The 22,245-nt window shown below is 64.1% G+C and carries 15 protein-coding genes; 7 read left to right on the top strand and 8 right to left on the bottom strand.

What is annotated here, in order from left to right:
- Nucleotides 1–59 precede the first annotated feature (59 nt).
- The 5 genes from KRX55_RS05025 to KRX55_RS05005 are packed head-to-tail and all read right to left on the bottom strand — an operon-like array spanning nucleotide 60 to nucleotide 7,414.
- Complete coding sequence (locus KRX55_RS05025) at nucleotides 60–836, bottom strand: hypothetical protein (RefSeq protein WP_218406691.1); 777 nt, start codon at nucleotides 834–836, stop codon at nucleotides 60–62.
- A complete protein-coding gene (locus KRX55_RS05020; protein ID WP_218406690.1) occupies nucleotides 836–1,741 on the bottom strand; it encodes a hypothetical protein in 906 nt (301 codons plus the stop codon). The genes KRX55_RS05025 and KRX55_RS05020 overlap by 1 nt, the downstream gene beginning before the upstream one ends.
- The gene (locus tag KRX55_RS05015; RefSeq protein WP_218406689.1) at nucleotides 1,738–3,687 is read right to left on the bottom strand and encodes a hypothetical protein; all 1,950 of its coding nucleotides are present in this window, start codon (nucleotides 3,685–3,687) and stop codon (nucleotides 1,738–1,740) included. The genes KRX55_RS05020 and KRX55_RS05015 overlap by 4 nt, the downstream gene beginning before the upstream one ends.
- Nucleotides 3,684–4,688 carry a PD-(D/E)XK motif protein gene (locus tag KRX55_RS05010; RefSeq protein ID WP_218406688.1) on the bottom strand — a complete coding sequence of 335 codons (1,005 nt, stop codon included), beginning with the start codon at nucleotides 4,686–4,688 and terminating at the stop codon, nucleotides 3,684–3,686. Before KRX55_RS05010 ends, KRX55_RS05015 begins: the two co-directional genes overlap by 4 nt.
- Complete coding sequence (locus tag KRX55_RS05005; RefSeq protein WP_218406687.1) at nucleotides 4,685–7,414, bottom strand: Z1 domain-containing protein; 2,730 nt, start codon at nucleotides 7,412–7,414, stop codon at nucleotides 4,685–4,687. Before KRX55_RS05005 ends, KRX55_RS05010 begins: the two co-directional genes overlap by 4 nt.
- A 701-nt stretch (nucleotides 7,415–8,115) precedes the next feature.
- Here KRX55_RS05005 and KRX55_RS05000 point away from each other — a divergent pair.
- The 4 genes from KRX55_RS05000 (at nucleotide 8,116) to KRX55_RS04985 (ending at nucleotide 12,173) form a co-directional block, all read left to right on the top strand.
- Entirely contained in the window at nucleotides 8,116–10,374 is a 2,259-nt protein-coding gene (locus KRX55_RS05000) for a DEAD/DEAH box helicase (protein ID WP_218406686.1), read from the top strand.
- Between the two features lie 193 nt (nucleotides 10,375–10,567).
- On the top strand, nucleotides 10,568–11,194 hold the full coding sequence (locus KRX55_RS04995; RefSeq protein ID WP_218406685.1) for an HtaA domain-containing protein: 627 nt from the start codon (nucleotides 10,568–10,570) through the stop codon (nucleotides 11,192–11,194).
- Between the two features lie 214 nt (nucleotides 11,195–11,408).
- Entirely contained in the window at nucleotides 11,409–11,852 is a 444-nt protein-coding gene (locus tag KRX55_RS04990; RefSeq protein WP_218406684.1) for a hypothetical protein, read from the top strand.
- 72 nt (nucleotides 11,853–11,924) lie between these two features.
- A complete protein-coding gene (locus KRX55_RS04985; protein ID WP_218406683.1) occupies nucleotides 11,925–12,173 on the top strand; it encodes a hypothetical protein in 249 nt (82 codons plus the stop codon).
- A 1,313-nt stretch (nucleotides 12,174–13,486) separates the two neighbouring features.
- Here KRX55_RS04985 and KRX55_RS04980 read toward each other — a convergent pair.
- The 3 genes from KRX55_RS04980 to putP all read right to left on the bottom strand — a co-directional run bounded on the left by KRX55_RS04980 (nucleotide 13,487) and on the right by putP (nucleotide 16,470).
- Complete coding sequence (locus tag KRX55_RS04980; RefSeq protein ID WP_200258754.1) at nucleotides 13,487–13,987, bottom strand: DUF2269 domain-containing protein; 501 nt, start codon at nucleotides 13,985–13,987, stop codon at nucleotides 13,487–13,489.
- 91 nt (nucleotides 13,988–14,078) lie between these two features.
- Nucleotides 14,079–14,780, bottom strand: a complete 702-nt coding sequence (locus tag KRX55_RS04975; RefSeq protein ID WP_218406682.1) for an HNH endonuclease family protein — start codon at nucleotides 14,778–14,780, stop codon at nucleotides 14,079–14,081.
- A 112-nt stretch (nucleotides 14,781–14,892) separates the two neighbouring features.
- Entirely contained in the window at nucleotides 14,893–16,470 is a 1,578-nt protein-coding gene (gene putP, locus KRX55_RS04970) for a sodium/proline symporter PutP (RefSeq protein WP_218406681.1), read from the bottom strand.
- Between the two features lie 422 nt (nucleotides 16,471–16,892).
- On the opposite strand from putP, the gene KRX55_RS04965 reads away from it, so the two are divergent.
- Genes KRX55_RS04965 through KRX55_RS04955 form a run of 3 tightly spaced genes read left to right on the top strand, consistent with a single transcriptional unit; the run spans nucleotide 16,893 to nucleotide 22,245 of the window.
- On the top strand, nucleotides 16,893–20,234 hold the full coding sequence (locus KRX55_RS04965; protein WP_255567562.1) for a DEAD/DEAH box helicase: 3,342 nt from the start codon (nucleotides 16,893–16,895) through the stop codon (nucleotides 20,232–20,234).
- The gene (locus KRX55_RS04960) at nucleotides 20,231–21,073 is read left to right on the top strand and encodes an SWIM zinc finger family protein (RefSeq protein ID WP_218406680.1); all 843 of its coding nucleotides are present in this window, start codon (nucleotides 20,231–20,233) and stop codon (nucleotides 21,071–21,073) included. Before KRX55_RS04965 ends, KRX55_RS04960 begins: the two co-directional genes overlap by 4 nt.
- Nucleotides 21,070–22,245 (top strand): metallophosphoesterase family protein, encoded by a 1,176-nt coding sequence (locus KRX55_RS04955; RefSeq protein ID WP_218406679.1) that lies wholly within the window; start codon nucleotides 21,070–21,072, stop codon nucleotides 22,243–22,245. Before KRX55_RS04960 ends, KRX55_RS04955 begins: the two co-directional genes overlap by 4 nt.

Raw genomic sequence — 22,245 nt, 5'->3', positions numbered from 1 at the left:
AGCGACGGAGACTGTGTGCTGCAACGTGTGAACCTCTCGAGGTGTGATGTGTCCGGTCCCTATTCTTCTTCCGGTACCGGGCCAGGGACCTTTCCGGCACAGGCTTCACTCGATTTCCGGAAGACATCGAGGATGAGTACATCGAGCTCATCCTCGGTCAGTGACTCGAGACACAGAATCGGAACGAGCTGCCGGACGCGCAGTGCACCCGCACGCATGAGGACAGTGCGTGCGGTGTCCGGGTACCGTTCAACCGAGTCGAGGAAACCTCGGACCATGGCACGGGCGACCGCCGGTTGACCACTCAGACGTGCCCGTTCCATCACACTCACCGCCTCGTCCTCGTATATCTTCGAGTTCAGGGCATTGCCGAGCGTGGCCTCGCGCCACCAGAGTTTCCGGAACACGTTCCGCTTTCCTCCGAGCCACCGGTTGTAGCTGAGGGAGTTCCCTGAATTCTCGTACCGCCATTTCGCGATGTCAGGTAGGACCACGAGGGTCAGGAAATTCCACACCTCCTCTTGTGCGGCTTCTGTCTCGATCAGGTCGAGTTTTCCGTAGAGGAGCGCGGACATGTCCCTGTCAAAGAGAGATTTCTTGTTGGACCTCGTTGATCTCTCCGGGTAACCGTGGCGTTTGGCGATCTCGAGGGCCCTGATCCTCAGTTCCGCCAGCTCGGACTCACTGCAGGTGTTGATTGCCGTCGGATAGTCGTACTGCTGGGGGTGGCTGGTGGATGCGGTTCTCGCCAAGGTCGCCAACTCGACACGGTTCATACGTTCGATGAGACGGACTGATGCGGCGTAACCCAACCGTGGATAGTTCTTAGTCGTCATTATTTCCGGCCCTGGTGGAGTACGCGGTCCTGCGCGACCGCGGCGATACGTCCGATGTCCTCACGGAGTTGTTCAGGTCTCTCTGAAGGAAAGAAGGAATTGAGGAGTTGATGCAGTGTCTCCCGGAAACTCTCGGGGTCGGGATCCTCGTGAGCGGTTCCGGAGTCCAACCGTTGTGCGGCATGGATGAGGAGATGTGTGAGAACCTCGCACTCCATGATCACCCGGAGCTGTTTGGATTCGGTGCATTCAGGGTCCTCCAGCATACGGAGGATCCGTTTGTTCGCTGTGTTCAGGAATATCCGGGCTCCCGCCTGGCTCGGAACATCGAGATCCTCATGCAGATCGATGAACCACAGGGCGCCGGCTGATTCGAATCCGGCTTTCCTGAAATCGACCGCGGCAGTCGGGAACTGGGCTCCAACTCCTTCGAGAGGGAGCAACCGTTTGGTTCCCTCCCAGAGGATTGATCCCGGGCGCACCGGAGAGATCGACTGCGGTAGGGGATGGGGATTCTCCTCGAGCACGACGACAGGGGTAACCGCGAAGTGCCCACCGAGGAGATTTCCGGGAACCTCGAGGAAGAGAGAGTTCTCCCCGTTCCTGACGATCTGGCGGGCGCTGGCTCCTCTCTGTCCGGTCCGGCTGGATTCCCACCGGAGAACAGCGGAGACCCTGACCCCCCTTTTCTCGGCATCGGCAAGGGATTCGGCTAGCCGGGAGCCGGTGAGCAATTCCGCCATATCGATGTTCAGACTGACACGACAGGAGACGGGAATTTCATAGTCCCAACCCGGAGGGGAATCAGGATCCGCAACATGCTTGCCATCGACACTGAAGTCCCAACCGGAGATCAGGACGCAGTCCTCATCCGGACGAAGGTAGCCGTAGCTGACGACTCTCATCGCTGTGCGCCCTCCGTTTCCCCGTCGGTTTGGACGATGTCGACGTACAGGGTGATCGCGCAGTCAGCTGGCTGAATCACTGATGCCCGAATTCGGCTGGCGGGTTCGGTGAGCATGAGTGAAGAGTCTGTGAATGATGCGCTGGACTGTGGATTGCCGGAGATCACTTCCCACCTCTCGAAGACCGGGAAATCGACTCCGGCGTCTTCGACATCCTCGAACCTGACGTCGGACCCGTCAGTGCGTATCACGGGTGTCGCTTTCAGCTGGACCGGATAGACGTCATCATCGGCGTCGATTCCGATGTCGAAGATCGCGGTGATCTGACCTCCCTCGGTCCGTCTGAGGTCGACCAGTCTCACATCGGTGCCGGGAAGCCCGGCGCGGGACTTCCGCCTTCCTCCTCCACCGGAGGCCCGCCTGGGTGTTCTGACGCGGGTGTCCACACCGCCCACGGAATTGGCTAGATAGTCGCCGAGTCCTCTCGCGATATCGGTTGCCGCGGCGAAATGACGGTCGTCCCCTCGTCCGATGTTCTTCCTCACCGATCGCTTCAACAGCAAGCGCATGTGCTCGAAGAATATCTTCACGGGGTTGTTTCTACTGTCGGAACCCCAGAACTCCTCGAGAATACCCTTCTCATTCTGGATTGACTCGTGGTTCCATTCGTGGTGTGCAGCAGGTTCACTGCGGGCGAACACCCTGTCTGCCGAGTCGTCCGCGAGAAACACTCCGCAATATGGCTCGCCGGTGATATCCGCAGGCCCCTTCCAGTACTCGACTATCATCCGTGGATTTCGGATCAGCGCGATCTCGGACTCGATGGTCTTACCGACCACGGTGTCTCTCTCGTCGACAGGGGCGACGAGAGTCTTGACCGAAAGCCGACCGAGTTCTTTCTTCCTCGGTCTGCCGGTGAATACCCTCGTCGTTCTGTAGATCAGCGATTCCCTCCACTCCTCCGACTCTGAGGGCTGCATGGACAGCGCCCGCTCGTAGGTCTGGACGAATGACCTGAGTGCCGGATCATCCTGGGGTTCGGGAATATCGATTCTCGAACCCCGCAGATTCACGTGGAATTCGATGGGATCGAGGTCAGGTTCGGTGGTGACCATGTGCGGCCACGCCCACCGAGTCAGTGAACGTGCGATGTTCCTGAGGCTGGTTTCCGTGTCGGCCAGATCGGGTGCGATGACGGAGATGGCTGTCCCCGTCGGACGTTCCTCCGAGAAGTACCTGTCCATACCCATGGCTGCCGCGCACCGGTCAGCCAGCTCGCCAGTGAACGGTTCGGCGTACGTCACGGAGCCTGTCTCGGTGGTCGCCTCGGCTTCAACACCCCACCAGTGACGGCCTGTGTGATTCACCGATCCGTCCTGGTACCCGTCGGTCAGGGCCATGGTGATGAAGCGGTGCACCGCTTGATCATTTTCGTCGACCGTACGCGTGTAGACCATCACTGTGTCGACCCTGCTGGCGATGAAGAACACCGCTTTCCCGAAGCCGTAGGTTCCACCGGCCAGCTCCTTCTGTTCGCTGCGGCCGATGTTGCGGACGAAAGAGGTGAACTCAGTGTGTCCCGTGGTCGCGGAGGTGGCGTTGCTCGGACCCCGTAGCCCTACGGTACCGGTGTCGCTGACAGTCAGGAGGGGGACCGTCCCTTGTTCGATCTGTGATTCCAATGCCGGGACACCGATGAAGTCGTCACCGAGAATCACCGAACGGAGAATCTCGAGTTCCGCGCCCTCGATGACGTCGTAGTCCACTGCGAAGGTGACACCGTCCTCGGCGGAAACTCGGTCTCTCGCATCCCAGCTGTTCTGCAGGGACTCGCGGGTGAACATCTCCCAGATGTTCATCGACTGTCCGGTCATGGTCCGCTTCGCGGAGCTTGCGTGAAAACCACCGGACGGATCGAAGATCTGGTTGTGGTGGAAGGTTCTCATCGTGCTCCTGTCGGGTTCAGGTAGAGGTTACCGGCGCGGTAACCCGTGATCGAACCGGGGTCGGAGAGATCGACCGTGTATGAAACCTGCTGTATCCTTCCCGTCGTTCCGATCCCCGTCAAACGTGGGAATCCATCGGAGACGACGAACTCCACCGCCTCGCCTGGGGAGTACCTCCTGAACAGCTTTTCGCCGGATTCATCGCGGTCCGCCATGGCGACTCCGAGGCTGGATAGTGAGGAAAGGAACCTGCGCGTGTCGACACCCGGAATGGCGCAGATCGAGTCACGCAGTGACGGAACGGACATTGTTCCGTCAGGGTCCGGAACATATCGTCGCACGGCCAGATCGAGGCGTTTGCCCGGGGATTCCGTCAACTGCTCGGCACCGTGTATGACTACCGGCAGACCGTTGGACGCCGTCGTCGCCTTGCATTCGACGGAGACACCGTCGAGTTCGAAGTCGTGCCTGGATTTCTCCGGTCCCGTCCATCGGCGGAGAACGGCTGGGCCGTCCCGGTGGATCAGGCTTCGTAGGACCTCGAGCTCACAGAGGATCCCGATCTCCTCCTCAACCGGGATCTGCCCCGTCGGAATCGAGAGGAGGAGCATGTTCCTCCAGTCCTGAATTGCTCTGAGGATGATCGTCTCCGATGGCCCGTCGGCGTCCTTCAGATCACGCAGGAGCGCATCCGTGAACTGCATGTACGTATCTTCGAACCGCGGTAGCTCGAGTCGCACACGAATGTGCGGGGTTCCTTCGACCCTCACTGCAGTAACCTTGATCGCCTGTCCGCGGGTGTCGGGCCGGAAACTGCGGTAGGCGGTCTCCGTCACCGGTACCAGGACGGACAGTTGGCCGCCGTGTCCGTGTGACAGTCTGACTTCTCCCTCCGCGATCCTCAGGAGTGCTCCGGACAGGTTCTCCTTCCCGAACCCGGGTGCGGGAGTCCTCAGGGAGATGAAGGCGGTACGGGAGAAGTCGCGGAAATCCGGATTCACAGTTCGTCCTCTGACTGTCTCTCGGTCTCCGCCCGGAGTTCTTCCTCCTGCGTCTGGTAGGCGGCGAGCACCTCATCCTCGGGTGCGACCGTGCAGACGTAGTCGACCGCTGAATTGGTTCGTGAGGACTCGGGGAAGAAGACGCACACACCGATCAGATCGTCCACGGCCCGGAGTGGCTCGCGGACCATGTTCCCTTTCTCGGACGACCTCTGTGGAACCGAGTTCCTGTCGATCGCGTAGATCGCCAGGTGACCTGTTCCCATCCCGGCGTGGTCGTCGTGGATCTCGAGCAGCCTGCGTTCCCGACTCGTACCTTTTTCCTTGGAGCTCTTGATCAGAGTCTCCCGAACCTCGCTGTCGGCGGTGGCGTCGTTGATCCGGTCGAAGGGGGAGGTGAGTGACTTGATGTTCGCGTATTCGGGATTCCCGTCCCGCATCCGGGCACGTGAGATCATCTGGAGTTCACCAGGTAGCCCCAGATCGATGGTCCCGGTCTCGCCTGTCTTCCCGCGTCCGAAGAACGAGACATTCCAGCTCGTGATGGAGCCTTCGGCCGTCTCCTCCAGGATGTAGTCGATGAGTTTTCCGTTGGCGTCCTTGCCCAGGGTCGACTTCTCGTGGAAGCGGTATGACCGGAGGAACGCGATGATGTCGTCGGTGTCGACACCTCGGTACACGTATGATCCGTTGGACAGCGGGCCGTCTCCCAGAAGTACCGGTCCGCCGTCACTGATCGAGGAAACCAGATTCCTGGCCGCTTCAATGTTGTTGCTCAGCCATTCGTGGTCACGATGCTTGAAGAGGATCGACTGGGGTTTACTTCCGCTGTAGCTGACTTTCGCCTTCCGCATGTTCTGGGCTTTCGCACGACTCGTCACCTCGAGTGACGGGTGGACACGGATCCGGGCCTGGAACTCCAGAGGCGTGATGCCTTCCTCTACGTAGCGCTGCATCTCCATACGCAGATCAGCTTCGACCAGCGCCAGATCGCGGAACCAACCGGCGAGCTCGGAAGTGAGCCACACCCGGGGGAGATCCTGATAGCCGTTGCGGAACCCGAACCAGCGCCCCATCTGGAGGAGCGTGTCATAGGCGCTGGCGTTGCGGAGAAAGTAACTGGAGAGAAGACCTTCGAGAGTGAGCCCACGGGCCAGGGTGTTTCCGCCGATGGCGATGACCGTTTCCGGTCTGTCGTCGCCGTACTCGAGTCTCCTGTCCGACCTGCTGTTGTCGATCACGACCTTCGTGTCGCCCAGCACCTCCGGAATCAGCGGTGCGATATCCGCGAAACTCACGGTGGAAAGATCCGGATAATCCGATGACGGGACTCTCGCGCATTCCTGTTCCCACTGGCTTCTCCAGTCGTCTACCGGAGAGTGTCCGGCGAGCTCCGCACGGAGACCACGGATCTCGTCTTCCACCAGAGCTGCGGTGATCTCGTGCTCCTCGGTCCGCATCGCGGTGTGTATCAGCATGGACGAGTGCTTGTGCGCCTGTCCTCTGAACCGCCGGGCTGCGCTGGCCATGATGAACCACCGGATCGCGTCGGTGAGTGATTCCGGGACTTCGGGCGACCACGGCCCCGCATCCCTGTCCTTCTGACGGGTCGGGGGTTTGAGTGACTTGGCTTCCTCGTCCGGAATGATCCGGATCATGTCCTTGCCGTCGTTCTCCTCGTAGTTCTCGTGGCTCAGCGCCTCTCGGCCGAAGAGATCCTCTGCGCCGAAGTAACCCTTCGGCTTATTCAGGACCGTGATGAAGTCCCGGGGGTAGATGTCTTCAACATCGTTCGGATTGACGAGGATGTTCGCGAACGGGGTTGCGGTGTAGGCGATGTACGCGACCTTCTTGTTCTCGAGCAGGGACCGGATCTGTCCGTTGATCGTGGAGATCTCGGCCTTCTGCTGCTTCGACACATTGATGCTCGCCTGATCCGATTCGTCATCGATGACGAGGATCGGGCACTGTGCCGTATGCACACCGCCGCTCCGTAGGAAGCGGTTGAGGCGTTTGAGCACGTGCCCGTTCTTCTTAACGACCGCGATGTACCGTCCGTCTGGTTGGCTGAGATCGAAGGCGGCGTTCTGGTACTCGTCATCCTTTGATGCACCGAAGTCGCAGTTGGGGTGGGTCATCCGCCGCCACTTGTCGCCGTTGGGGGCAAGGAGCTTCTCCTCGAAGCGCTGCTGGGTCTGTTCCCTGAGCGCATCCGTCATACCGGACAGGACGATGATGAACCGGTATCCCGCATCGGCGGCTTTGGCGATGACGGAGAGGAAGTTCGTCGTCTTTCCGCTCTGTACGTAGCCGACCACGAGACCTCTGGAATCCACCTTCTCGCCCCTCGGGCAGTCGATGGAGTTGATGATCGCGGTCGAGGATCTGTCCACCTCCTCCAGTGCCTCGTCACCGATGTCCTGTCGGATCAGTTCCCTGACGGGTGCCCAGTAGGTGTCGCCGCACGCCTCGGGCGAATACCAGATGCCCTCGGAAGTGATTCGTCTGTCCCTGAAAGAGGTGTCCCGGATGTACGGCTCTGCCGAGAACGAGTTCTTGATCCGGTAGTTGATCAGAGCCTGCGATCTGTGGGATCCATCGATCAGACTGAAAGGAGGTTGCCGCAGCTTGTTCTCGATCCACTCCAGAGACCGCCCCAGTGCCTTCCAGTCCCTGATCATCTCCTCGATTTCGGCGAGTGTGCCCTGATCAAGATCGCTTTCCATCGAATCTCCTGTGTGTGGACCTGAGCGGGTGTCAGTTTACCCCGGCACCCGATCACCAACCTGAACTTGTCTTCCCCGGCTACTCTACGGATACTCTGCGTGCCGATTGTGCAGAGGTCGGGTAACCCCGGGGTTTCGTCCGCGAATGTCTACGTTGAACGGTTTCCCTGATGCTCGGGCGGTGACTCTCTCCCTGCCGAACGTGTTGGCGGGGGCTTGTCCCGTCCCGGGCTGTCCGCGCACCCCACACCCGTTCCCTGCTGATCCGACCGGTGGAAGCGAGCCGAGGGTGCGGAGTTGCCCGAGGATTCGCCAAAGACGCGCCAAGTGCGTACCGTGGTGGGGTACTGCTTTTCACCAGCCGGCATCCCCGGTGCTGGTACACCTGATCCGGGCGAAGGCCAGTAGGGCATCGCCGGATCATCGGGATGCTGGTTGTGTCGTGTCCGCGGGATCCGTCGTCAGTCGCCAGGAGCTGACTGCGGCGGCTTCTCCCGCGTAGACACCATCTCCCATCGACGAGTCAGACGCCCCGACAGGGGCTGTCTGTTAGATGCGGACCGGCAAGGCTCAGGTGTGGCGAGCAGGACACGGCAGCCCGGGACGTCAGTCCCGGGTACCGCCGGTCGGTGCGGCCCCAAGGCATGTGCCGATACCAAAACAAGAAAAATGTGTGCCGCGCGAACAGCGTGCGGAATGACATGAGCAGCGCGAAACATGAAGTCGCGCAGAAGAATGAGGATGGCGCAGTGAACGCCCAGAACGAAAACAATGTGAATACCACCGGTGATGCGGATGAGATCATCACCCTGGATGACGTGGTCAACGCAGGTGCCGAGAACGGCACCCCCGAGCAGAACACCGAGACCCCCGACAGTGGGACCGCCACAGTGACGGTCGCCAGCGATGAGGACATCACCTCCGCTACCGGGGTCCCCGCCGAGGAATCCGCCCCCGAACAGGCCTCCACCGAAGAAACCCCGGAAGCCACCGAGCCCGCCGCCGGGAAGCAGGACACCACCCCGGAGAAGGCCCCCGAGCCGAAGGTCGAGGAGAAGGAGGAGAACGGGTTCGACGGACTCGGACTCCCTGACCGCACCCTCGAGGCCGTCCGTAAGATCGGCTACGAATCCCCCTCGCCGATCCAGACCCAGACGATCCCGCTCCTCATGGAGGGAAGGGACGTCGTCGGGCTCGCCCAGACCGGTACCGGCAAGACCGCCGCATTCGCACTGCCGATCCTCTCCCGCATCGATCCGTCGGTGAAGGCGCCGCAGGCACTCGTGCTCGCACCGACCCGTGAGCTCGCGCTCCAGGTCGCCGACGCGTTCCAGGGGTTCGCCGATCACATCGGCAACCGCATCAGCATCCTGCCGATCTACGGTGGTCAGGCCTACGGTGTTCAGCTCAGCGGTCTTCGCCGTGGTGCACAGATCGTCGTCGGTACCCCCGGCCGCGTCATCGACCACCTGCAGAAGGGGTCGCTGGACATCTCCGGTCTGCGCTACCTCGTGCTCGATGAGGCCGACGAGATGCTGAACATGGGCTTCCAGGAGGATGTCGAGCGGATTCTCGCCGACACCCCCGCCGAGAAGCAGGTGGCCCTGTTCTCCGCGACGATGCCCAACGGTATCCGCCGCATCTCGAAGCAGTACCTCAATGACCCGGCGGAGATCACCGTCAAGTCGAAGACCCGCACCAACACGAACATCACGCAGCGCTACCTGTCCGTCGCGCACCGCAACAAGATCGATGCGCTGACCCGTATCCTCGAGGTCACCGAGATCGAGGCCATGATCGTGTTCGTGCGCACCAAGCACGAGACCGAGGAAGTCGCCGAGAAGTTGCGCGCCCGGGGTTTCTCCGCCGCCGCCATCAACGGTGACATCGCCCAGGCCCAGCGCGAGCGCACCGTCGACCAGCTCAAGGACGGCCGTCTCGACATCCTCGTCGCCACCGATGTCGCCGCCCGTGGCCTCGATGTCGACCGCATCAGCCACGTGCTCAACTTCGACATCCCCCACGACACCGAGAGCTACGTCCACCGCATCGGCCGTACCGGCCGCGCGGGCCGTTCCGGTGAGGCGATCCTGTTCGTCACCCCCCGTGAGCGTCGCATGCTGAAGTCCATCGAGCGGGCGACCAACGCCCCGCTCAACGAGATGGACCTGCCCAGCGTCGAGGAGGTCAACGAGTCCCGCAAGGCGAAGTTCGCGGACTCGATCACCACCGCGCTCGAGGACAAGCAGGTCAATCTCTTCCGTCACCTGGTCAAGGCCTACTCCGAGGAGCACGACGTGCCGCTCGAGGACGTCGCCGCGGCGCTGGCCACCCAGGCCCAGGCGGGCAACGACTTCCTGCTCAAGGAACAGCCCAAGCGTGAGCGTGAGCGCTTCGACCGCGACCGCGATCGTGATCGGGGCGACCGGGGTGACCGTGGTGGTCGTTTCGACCGCGGTGACCGCCCGGACCGTGGGGAGCGTGGTGGAAACGCCCGCTTCGACCGGAGCGACAAGAATCTCTCCGTCTACCGCGTCGCGGTGGGCAAGCGGCAGCACGTGCGCCCGGGCGCCATCGTCGGTGCTCTAGCCAATGAAGGGGGACTCACGTCCCAGGACGTCGGCCGGATCACCATCAACGTCGACCACACCCTCGTCGAGCTGCCCAAGGACCTGCCCCGCGAGGTCTGGGACAAGCTCTCAGACACCCGCATCTCCGGCCAGCTCATCCACCTCGAGCACACCCCTGATGCCCCGATCGGACGCCATTCCGGTGGTGGTTTCCGCGGTGGTGACCGTGAGGATCGTGGTGGCCGTGGTGGTTTCCGCGGTGGTGACCGTGAGGATCGTGGTGGCCGTGGTGGTTTCCGCGGTGGTGACCGTGAGGATCGTGGTGGCCGTGGTGGTTTCCGCGGTGGTGACCGTGAGGATCGTGGTGGCCGTGGTGGTTTCCGCCACTAGATTCGGTCCACAGGCTCACCCGTCTATTTCGGGGGCCTGAACCTCAACCCCCTGAGCAGAGTCCGGTTCAACCGGGATCGCTCAGGGGGTTTCGTGTATGTGCGGTATCGCCGGTTGGGATGGAACAAGGGGGAGCCTGAACTAAAATATACTGGTTTTATTGTGTGTAGAAGCTGGGACAACAATGAGGAAAGTGTGGACTCCGTTCCCCTGCCCCGCAACGCCCCTGCACCGTCACAGAACCAGGACACGCACACACGATGAACTCAGCCTCCAGAGCTGCGGTCGCCGCCTCGCGGCCCCCGCCATCGCCTGCCCACTGACGTCGGCCATGGGCGCGGGTGTCGCCGTGGCGGACGTCAATTCATCCATCGGTCTCGACCCCACCCCGGGGAAGGAGCAGTCCTACCCGGACGACCATCTCGCACTCGCGTGGGGCATCCGCTCCCATGTCGACGGACACCGGCTGCAGCATGTTCTCGATGGAGCCCGTTTCCACAACGGATCGGTACAGTGGACCTGCATCTCGACGTCGACGCCGGCCGACGGGCGGATCCAGGTGCAGTACGGCGGAACAGTCGATTTCATGAAGTACCGCCGGCAGGACGGAACCGGCTACGTGCGGGGTCAGTGCGACCTCGACCTGACGTTCGCGGACCCCCACATCGTATTCGAACCGGTTTCGGGGGAGGGGGAGCTGCACATCAACCGGCACACCAAGCAGTACAACGTTGGCTGGTCCGGACCGGAGGAAGTGCTGCTCGGTGACCTCAACGTGGGTGCCGGACGTTTCAACAGTGAGGACGGGGCGGTGACCTGACCATGTCACCGTAACCCTGACGGAGCAGCGGAGCACCGCGTTCTCGAACTTCTACACCCCGGGAGGTAACCTGGCCCCCTGAACTTCAGCTACCCCGGCTCATTCACCGGGGGAGTTGAAGGGCCCGCATATCGTGCCACCGCGGTGTCATCACGGATATCCCCTGGGAAAACGTGGTGAGCGTGTTCGACACGGGTCCGGAGCCGCGGTCGTCGTGGCGAATCACGACGGTACCGGTCACCTCGAGGGGTACTCCGCGGATCTCGAGACGCGTCTCTTCAGCGGCGAGATCGACAGTCGTCTCAGCACCGATGCCGCATGGGACGGGCAGACGGACAGTCTCTACTACGCCGGTTCCGGCGGTCTCTCGGTGCACAGGGTCTCCGTGGCTCCCGGAGGACTGTCCGATGACACCGTCGTCGCCACGGTTCCCTCCACCTCCACCATCACGGCGCAGGGAGAGACACAGGAAGCCGCGAACAAGATCACCGGCGTCGCTTTCTCCGGCGATGCCGGCACCCTCGGGGTGTTGTACAAGACCGGCCGCCGGTACGGTGGATTCAATTCGGTCGACCGTGCGGGAGAACTGAAGAACTGGACTCTTCCCCGGGCCTCCGACGTCCCGGGTAAGGAACTGAACAACGACTACACCGTGTAGCTGTACGGTGACGAGTACAACTCGGGGTACCGTACCGGTCTCAGGGCCCTCCCGGACGGAACGTTCATCCATGTGAGGGACGGCAACTTCCTGTACGACGACGGAAGTCTCAGTGGTGGAGTGCCTGTGCACCTGGATCCCTCCGACAACACCGTGACCCCGATCCTGGACATGGTCGACCTCCAGAACGAGATCCACCGCGTTCATCTCGGATCCAACGGCATCAGGGGTGTCGCTGTGCGCGGCGACCTGATCGCCATCCGGAACAACCTCTCCTGGACCGAGGCCCGGAGCCGCGGAGCGATCAGACACGACCCCTGATCGCGTTCTACCGGTACAACGGGGCCGATCACACCTTCGCCCGTGTTGGGGCAGGAGTCGTCGGAGACAAATTCGATGAGTATGCCGGAGTCGGATTCCTCGGGAATGGCAACGCTGTTGTCGCCTCGGGGACGCTCCGGGGAGATCGCGATCGTCGATCCCTCCCCAGACGGACTTGACGGCCTCAGTGATCAGATCGGTTACAGCCAGCACGTGAAAGACACCCGTTTCCCGTACAACTAAGGAATCAGGGAGTTCTCCGACGGATCGCTCTACATCGTCGACCGCCCGCGGGACCCATCCGGAAAGAACTTCTTCGTCGGTCTCGTCCGGTTGTCACCGGCCTCATCCACCAGTCAGCTGGACCCCCGAGATAGATCCGGTCCACATGGACTACGTGGCTCCTGTGCAGGAAGAACCGACGGAAACCCCGGAGCCGACCGAGACGACGTCATCTACTGCGACGCAGACCCCGGAGCCGACCGAGGGTGAAACCCCCAGTTCGTCGAAAGAGCCGGACCTGCTCCCGTTCAGCTCCTTCGGTACCGGTGCTCTGACGGCACTGATCGCGGTGGTCTTCCACTTCATCATGCATCCGCTGCTGATGGTGCGGCATCTGTCGCACCAGGCCTCTCGGAGAGAAGTCCGGCTGACGGTTCCCGGAAACCCGGGTTCCGGCAGCCGGACCCACCATGTTCCGCCGGTCGGATCAGGGTGGATCATGCGGGGAAAGGTGGGGTGTGGGTGGTGTCGGCGGCAACTCCGGTTCAGCGGTCGCCGCTGGAACGGCCCCTCCTCCCGATCCCTCCACCGCCACCTGATCGGGTGACGCGGCCGCCACCGACCGGTCCGGCTCCGCGGTTCTCCCCGCGCCGTTGACTGCATCGGGGGAGGATCCCGTGACATGCAGCTTGGCGTCAGCGGTCGAGACCGCCGGAGGAAGCGTGCCTACCGGAGATAGCGTCCCTGGTCCGCCCTCACGTGAGGTCCCCTCCGCCGTCCGAAGGATGCAGCGTCGCAGAGCGCCCCACGAGTTGATTTCCCGGAGTATCCCGGGGCACACGGCCGGGGAAACCATCGAGATCAGTGCCCCGTCCCACGGGCACCGTCGGGGCTTCCTGGCCCGCCGCTTCCTTGATCCTCCCGTTCGCGGACGTTCGGCCGGGTCATCCAGCAGGCCGACTCCGCCCCGGCTGATCGCACCGGTCGTACCCCGGGGAAAGTCAGCCGTGAGACACACTTAAAGGACCCGCCCCGATCCGGTGTCGAAGCCGGTCGGACGGGTCCTTTAAGTGTGCGTGGTGCTGTGGCACTCAGATCATCATCAGGATGGCGACGATGAACCACAGGAGGGAGAAGAGACCGCCGAACATGGAGAGCTTCTTCGTGGTTGCGGTCCAGTCGACGGCTGTTGCGGTGGTCTCCGCGGTTGTCCCGACGTTCAGTGCTGCGGCGGGATCATCATCGTCGGTGGCAACCCCGAGATCGGCCATCAGCGCCTTCTGCCGGGGGATGATCAGGAAGAACAGGATTCCCCAGGCGATCACGGACAGGAGGATCGATGCATGGAAGCGACCGTCCTTCAGGAACGTCGTATCGGTGAAGAACAACCCGAGTCCGAGCAGGGGAACGAGCAGTGACAGGAAACCGTAGGTTTTCGTGATGCGGTGGAGCGTCGCCGCGGAACCGACCGCGTGCCTGTCACCGTCATGTGCGGCGCGGGCGCGGCCCTGGAACATGGAGACGGCGATGGTTACCGGACCCAGGAAAACGATTGCTGCCAGCACATGCAGAATGCTGATGAGATTGTCCACGTCGGGGATCGGCCTCTCGAAGATCGGGGAAAGAAGGTCAACGACCACCATAACCCGGCGACCGGCGCCCGGGACAAAGAGTGGGGCTGAATCAGCGGAACGCGTCAGCCAGCCCCGAGAGCAGACACTGCCGCCGCATCGCCGACGCGTCGTCGGCGGTGAGGGACAGCTGGTAGTCGCGTGCGACCGCGGCCAGGCGGCGCACGTACCAGCAGCGGGCCCAACGATCGGCGGGGACCCAGTCGGCCGGGAGGGAATCCGACTTCTCCCGGTTCTGTCGGGCGGTGACGACGACGAGATTCTCCGGATCATTCGCGAACCGGATCCGTGTGTTCCGGTCCCATCCGGAGGCACCCATGTCCCACGCCGCGGAGAGCGGGTAGATGTGGTCGACCTCCATGCGCTGGCCGGGCCCCGGGTTATCGGTGGTCATCGTCTGCCCGGAGTAGGGATCACGGGCGGGTGCCGCGTGGACGGTGCAGTCCTCGTCGATGGTCGCCTCCGGGAGCTGGGCCGCCTGCATCACCTCGTGCGTCGAGCAGATCAGGGAGCCGATGTGTGCTCCGCCCCATCCCTCCCCGAACCGGTTGCGGTGGTATCCGGGGATGTCGGGCCGCTGCTCGACGAGAGTGGTGGATGACAGCGTCTCAGCCAACGGTGGTGGGGGAACCTGTCCCGGCGGAATACGGCCCGTCGTCGGCGCGAGGGTGTAGATCCCGAGCAACAGGGTCGACAGGGTGAGGAGTCCGACGGTCCACTTCGGGGGATGCGGGGCGGTCGGGGTGTGCGTCATGCAGACTCCGACCGTCCCGGGCGGATCCGGGTTCCTCCGGACAGCGGTGAACCCGCCCCACCCAGGGGTGGGACGGGCTTCCGGGCGTGCTTCAGAGGAGGACGGCGCCCGGCTAGATCTCGCCCTTGGCGGCCTTGGCCTGGACCTCTTCCACGGCGAGCTCGGGGTTCTCGTCCGCGAGCTTCGAGAGGCGTGCGGCCTCATCGAACTCCTCGGTGACGTCCCTGGCCGGGGGAGCGGTCATCAGGGAGACGGCGATCATGACGATGGTCGCGAGGAAGAAGCCGGGAACCATCTCGTAGAGGAAATCGCCGAGAGGGGACTGTCCCCAGAAGAACGAGACCAGCGCACCGGTGGCCATGCCGGCGATGGCACCGGGCGTGTTGAGGCGGCGCCAGTAGAGCGACGCGAGCACGACGGGACCGAATGCGGAGCCGAAGCCGGCCCAGGCGAAGCCGACCAGTCCGAGGATCGAGGTGTCCGGGTTCCACGCCAGGATGGCGGCGATCGTGGCGACACCGACCACCGCGGTCCGGGAGTAGTACACCAGCTTCTGGTTGGTCATCGGGCGCTTGTGGAACAGGCGCAGCAGGTCCTCGATGAGAGCGGAGGACGTGACCAGGAGCTGAGAGGAGATGGTCGACATGATGGCGGCCAGCACCGCGGTCAGGACCAGTCCGGCGATCAGCGGGTGGAACAGGATGCGCGCCATGTCGAGGAAGATCGTCTCGTAGGACTCACGGTCGGTGATCGCGATGTTCGGGTCCTGACCGAAGAACGAGGTACCGATCAGCGCGACAGCCGCCGCGCCGATGACGCAGAGCAGCATCCAGCCGATGCCGATGCGACGGCCGGCCTTGGCTTCCTTGGGGGAGCTGAGTGCCATGAATCGGACGATGATGTGGGGCTGACCGAAGTAGCCGAATCCCCAGGCGAGGTTGCCGACGATGGCGGCGAAGGAGACACCGGAGATCATCGAGAAGTAGTGGGTGTTGACCTCTCCGTCGGTCCAGGGACCGTATTCCTTTGTGGTGGCCCAGGTGAAGATCGAACCGGGGTCGTTCATCACGAACAGTGCCATCACCGGGACGATGAGGAGAGCGGCGAACATGATCATGCCCTGCACGGCGTCGGTGTAGCAGACGGCGAGGAAGCCGCCGATGACGGTGTAGATGACGGTGACGATGGCCACGACGAGGAGACCGGTGCTGTAGTCGCCGTCGAAGGTCGCCTGGAAGTACTTGCCGCCGGCGACCATGCCCGCGGAGACGTAGAAGGTGAAGAACACAAGAATGATGACGGAGCAGATGATGCGCAGCGTGTGGGAGGTGTCCCGCAGGCGGTTCTCGACGAAGGAAGGGATCGTGATCGAGTTGTTCGCGACCTCCGTGTAACTGCGTAGGCGTGGCGCGACCCAGAACCAGTTGGCCCAGCAACCTATCAGGAGCCCGATCGCGATCCACAGCTCCGAGAATCCGGTGACGAACAGGGCTCCCGGGAGGCCCATGAGCAGCCACCCCGACATGTCCGAGGCACCGGCGGACAGCGCGGCGACGAACGGGTTGAGGCCACGGCCGGCCAGGACGTAATCGTCGTATTCGTCGGTCTGCCCGAAGCCCCAGAAGCCGATGGCGAGCATGACGAGCATGTATATGACAATGGCTATGACGAACCAGGTTTGTTCGGCCATTTGTCCTCCTAGTTTGCTTGATGGCGGTGTGTGCGTTGGCTACCGTCTCGTGCAGTGAGGTCTCTCGGGGGCGCACCAGTGCCGCTCGTCGGTCACCCCGGTCGTGAGACAAGCCTTAAAGACGGTTTCACACCAGCTTAGAGCTGGCAACCTGTACAGGTATGTCCCGCAAAAGCAGGGGACGTGAACCCGGGGGGATCGTTCCGGAGGCGCGGTGAAAACCGGTGGTGAGGCTGTTTTTCAGGGGTGGGTCCTCCGGACCGCTGGATGTGTCGCCCGCCGATCCCGGGGAACAGCCCGGTTTGGGGGTGGTCGGGAATCGGTGCTTCCCTGACCGGCGGGAGCACCTGCTGTAGCCGGATGCGAACATCTGTTCAACCGGGATGGGTGAGCCGTCCGGCGGCGGTGGTAGAAAAGACAGCATGACTCCGACGCCCACCCACCTCGTTCACGGGCTGTGGTGTCGTGACACGGGATTCCACCTGTGGATCGAACAGGTGGAGGGGCATCGGGTCGTCGGCCCGGAATCGGTGCCCGGCGGTACGCTGCCCGCGGTACTCGAGGTCGCACTCGCGGGCCGGTCGTTCCGGCACCGGATCCCGGTGGTCCTCCAGACACCGAAACAACGGCGGGTGAGTCTCACCGTCCCCACGGCCGCATTCACGCCGGCCCAGGCCGTGGAACTGTTGGCGCAGCTCGCTCCGCTCGACCATCCGGGTCCGGCGGTGCCGCAGCGGCAGCGCGCGACCGTCGCCCCGGATCTGCTCTGGCTGATCCGGTTGTATCTGGGGCTGGAGCGATTCGTCCGCGCGGGGCGGGTGTCCCTGCGGTGCCGTTGGCAGGACGGCCGGTGGTGGCCCGAGTGGCAGCTCGTTATGGGGGCGGATGAGGCGATGTGGCTGACCGCCATGGCGGCGGCGGCACCGAGGGTCCTCACCGTCAATTCCTCTGCCGCGATCGCGGAGGAGATGGCCGGTGTCCTCCCGCACTGGATCGCTCTCGCGTATCTCGCCGATGTCCATCCCGAGACCCCGGACCGGGAACCGCACCCGTTCGTCCGTGCCCTACTCGCCGGCGAGGCGTTCGACAGGGGCAACGCGCGCCTGGTCGCCGGTCTGACGGAGTGGCGTGGCTCCCTGGACAGCGAACGGCTGGAGCTGGTCTTCGTCGTGGAGGAACCTGAGTCCGTGGAGCCGGGCGACGGGGGATCTCCTCCGCCCGGTCCCGGTTCACACCGGGTCACGGAATTGTCTCGGCCCCCGGCGGCCCGGCACACCGTCACCGCTCTCCGTGGGCTCGCCGACACCGCCGTCCGGCCGCCCACCGGGGACGTGCCTGCAGGGGAGCTCTGGCGTGTCCGGGTCTCCATCCGCAGGGACGGCGGAACACCGGAACCCTTCCGGAGGGGGATATGGCCCGTCGAGATCTGGCAGAAACTGAGTGACCGGCACCAGCGGGCCGTCCGGATCAGCGGACTCCTCGATGATTCCCGGTACGGGGTCGCGCTCCGGGGTGTCGTCGGAGGGGACGACGGGGACTGGGACGTCGCGCTGACGGGTTGCCAGATCCTCACCTTCATCGAGAAGGACGTTGAGGCGTTGCGGAAGGAGGGATTCCTCGTCATGCTGCCCGCATCGTGGTCCCGCCAGGAGGTCGGGTTGAAGGTCTCCACCTCCTCTCCCCAGGATCCCGGGGTGGCGGGAAGCACCCACCGACGGTTCGGGCTCGACCAGATCGTCGAGTACGACTGGCGTCTCAGTCTCGGCGACACGGTCCTCGAGCCACAGGAGATGGCCGACCTGGTCAACTCCCGCGACGGACTGGTCAAGCTCCACGGAAACTGGGTGGTGGCCGACCGGAAGAGTGTCGCGAGGGTGGCGAAATACGTCAGCCAACTGGTCCGGGCCGGCGAGGGACACCTGCGGGAGGATGTCGAACGCTGCCGTGGGGCGCTGGCCGAGGCGAAGATGACGGGGAGCGGGGACATCGAGGAACTCGAGAAGGCGTTGGGCGACGCAGAGCGGGCGTACGCCGAGGAAACCGGTACCTCGGGTTTCGTCTCCGCGGCGGAACTCCGCAAGCTGGCTCTGGAGAACTCCGCCGAGGACGACACCCCTGTGGAGTTCACCGCGACCGGATGGCACGCACGCTTCATGGGGGACACCTCCGACACCGCAGCCGGGGACGGGGGGTCCGTCGTCCCGGAGCAGCCCGCACCCGTCCGGGTCCAGGTACCCGGGACGGTGCACGCGGAACTCCGCCCGTACCAGCGTCGTGGGGTGGACTGGCTCCACTGGATGTCACGGGCCGGGCTCGGGGCGGTCCTCGCCGACGACATGGGGCTGGGGAAGACACTCCAGCTGCTCGCGCTCACCGCTGTGGAGAAGGAGGAGGCCGGGGAGAACGGGGAATTCGGCCCGACCCTCATCGTCGCCCCGAATGCGGTGCTCGCGAACTGGGCCGCGGAAGCCCGGCGCTTCGTCCCGTCCCTGAAGGTCATCATCCATCACGGTGGATCCCGGCTGAAGGGGGATGCGCTCGGCGCTGCGGTGGAGGGAGCCGACATCGTCATCACCAGCTACGGCACCGTGGTCCGCGACCGGGCGGCCCTCAGCGGCAGCGACTGGTGGCGGGTGGTGCTCGATGAGGCCCAGCACATCAAGAACTCCGCGACGGCGGTCGCCAGGGCCGTCCGTTCCATCCCCTCCCGGCACCGCGTCGCACTGACCGGAACACCGGTGGAGAACCGGTTGTCCGAACTGCGCTCGATCATGGACTACTGCAATCCCGGCGTCCTCGGCAGCGCCAACTTCTTCCGCAACCACTACGCGAACGCCATCGAGAAGTACGGCGACGAGGAGATGTCCGAGCGGCTCCGTACGTTCACCGCCCCGTTCATCCTCCGCCGGGTCAAAACCGATCCCGCGGTCATCGATGACCTCCCGGAGAAGAACGAGACCATCCTCCGCGTGCCGATGACACCCGAGCAGGCCGCGCTCTACCAGAGCTACGTCAACGACGTGAAGGAGAAGCTGGCCGGTACCGAAGCCACCGCACGCCGGGGTCTCGTCCTCGCGGCGATCACCAGGACCAAGCAGATCTGCAACCACCCCGCGCACTATCTGGGGGACGGCTCACCGGTCTCACTCCGGGGGAGACACAGATCCGGCAAGGTCGCGGCACTCATGGATCTGCTCGACGAGACGACCGCGGCGGCGGAGCGAACCATCGTATTCACCCAGTACCGGGCCTTCGGAACCATCCTCGCCCCCTACCTGTCGTCCCGCCTCGACCGGGAGATCCCGTTCCTCCACGGAGGACTGTCGCGGACCAGACGGGACCGGATGGTCGCCGATTTCCAGGCTCCCGACGGTCCACCGGTGATGATCGTCTCGCTCAAGGCCGGTGGTACGGGGCTCAACCTCACCGCCGCCAACGTCGTGGTGCACATGGACCGCTGGTGGAATCCCGCCGTGGAGAACCAGGCGACCGACCGTGCCTACCGGATCGGGCAGCTGAAGGACGTCCGCGTCTACATGATGGTCACCGAGGGCACGATCGAGGAGTCGATCCAGGAGGTCCTCGAGGGGAAACGTCGTCTCGCCGGGACCGTCATCAGCGGGGGAGAGGGATGGATCACGGAACTGTCGGACGAGGAACTGTCGGAGCTGTTCAGCTACCGGGACAGGGTCGGTGCGAGGGGTTCCCGGGCCGCCGATCCGCCGACCGGCCCGGTCACGCTGAAGGAGGAGACGGAGCGATGAGCCGAAGGGACAAGCCCCGCAGGGGACGCGTGACCGGGGCCGACAACGTCATCTACGCCAACTTCGGACGCACCACCCGGGTCACGGAGACTCCCCACCCCGGAACCTCGCGGAAGAAGAACACCCCCGTGAGTCCCGTCACGCGGAGGCTCGGTGAGGGGGTCGCCGAGCTGGCCGAGGAGGGGCGACGGAAGCGCGGCCGCGCCTACGCCGACAACGGGAACGTGCTCTCGGTCGTGGTCGACCGGGACCGCATCACCGGCACGGTCGCCGGAAGCCAGAACGAGCCGTTCACCGTCACCGTTGGACTCGCGTACAGGAGCGCCGAGGACCTGCAGGAGGCGATCAGGGTGCTGGCCGGGGATCCCCGCGGCATAGATGCCGTGCGCCGCGGGAGCATCCCCGATGAGGTTCTCGATGTGCTGCTCTGCGCGGATGCCGGGGAGCTGCGCCTCCACTGCACCTGCCCGGACCCGACCCCGGTGTGCAAGCATTCCGTGGCGGTCGCCCGGATCGCGTCGGAGAAGTTCGACGCCGGTCCGCACCTCCTCTACGCACTGCGCGGCGTTGACCCGGTGTCCGTGCAGCGGAGCATGAGCGGAGCGGTGGCCGAGCGCGGGGAAACAGCGGCGGTGAGTTCGGAGGAGTTCTGGCGGGGCGGGCAGTTGCCTCCGCTCCCGGATCCGGCGGTGGCCCCGCTCATCGACGACACCGACCCCGAGAAGCTGGCTGACGCGTTGTTCACGGCCTCGTACACCAGAATCGAGGCCCGTGCCGGGGTCGCCGACATCACCGAGCTCTACCATCACCTCACCCGCGGAACCCGGAGCAGCACATGACGACGATCACCTTCCTCCACACCTCCGACTGGCAGCTCGGAATGGAACGCTGGTTCCTTCCCCCCGAAGCGCAGGCGCGTTTCGATCAGGCGCGCATCGACGCCATCAGGGCCCTGGACACCCTGGCGGTCAGCCACGGATGCTCGTTCATGCTCGTCGCCGGGGACGTCTTCGAACACAACAGCCTCGCTGAACACACCACCGGGCGTGCACTCGAGGCTCTGGCGTCGCTGCGGACACCGGTGTGGCTCCTGCCCGGAAACCATGATCCGTTGACCGCGGCAAACCCGTTCTACGGGGCGTGCACGATTCCCGGTGTGAATGTTCTGGCCGACGACACACCGGTCGAGGTCGCGCCCGGGGTCGAACTGGTCGGCGCACCGCTCACCGCCCGGTACGCGAGCGAGGATCTCGCCGCACGGGCACTCGACGATCTGGACCCCACACCCGGGATACGCATCCTGGCCGCACACGGGCAGGTGCTGCACCGGGGAGGGGAGCCGACTCCGGGGCTGCTGGATCTCGGGACCCTGGAGGACGCGGTGTCCCGACGGGTGGTCGATTACGTCGCCCTCGGGGACACACACTCGGCCCAACCGGTCGGAGGGACGGGGAGAATCTGGTTCTCCGGCGCCCCGGAGGTCACCGACTACCACGATCTCGATTCCGGTGGGGGTGGGGAGGACAACTCGGGCACCGCGCTCGTGGTCACCGTGACCGTCGATGACGACGAACCGGAATCCCCGGCGGCCGTCACGGTCGAGCAGGTGGATACCGGTACCTGGACCTTCGAGGCGATCGGCGCGGAGATCAACTCCGACGAGGATGTGACGGCGTTCCTCGCCCGGCTCGACTCCTACCCGGAGAAGGCCCGGACCGTGGTCAAGTACGCGTTGCGCGGTTCCGTCGACCTGACCACGTGGCAGCGGCTCGAAACCGGGCTCTCGCGCCTGCAGCCCCGGTTCGCCTCTCTGCGGGAGCGCCCCCGCCTGATGGACCTCACGGTGGTGCCGGGGGACGCGGAACTCCGGGAGCTCCAGCTGTCCGGCTACGCCGCCGGCGCGTGGAACGAACTGCTCGACGCCGCTCTCGGAACCGACACCAGGCCCGCCGACCCGGTCGCCAGAGACGCACTCCGGCTGTTCCACCGATTCGCAGAGAAGGGGAACTGA

The organism is Corynebacterium sp. TAE3-ERU16 (assembly GCF_019209935.1).
GTDB lineage: Bacteria > Actinomycetota > Actinomycetes > Mycobacteriales > Mycobacteriaceae > Corynebacterium > Corynebacterium antarcticum.
This window is presented reverse-complemented; position numbering and strand designations above follow the sequence as displayed.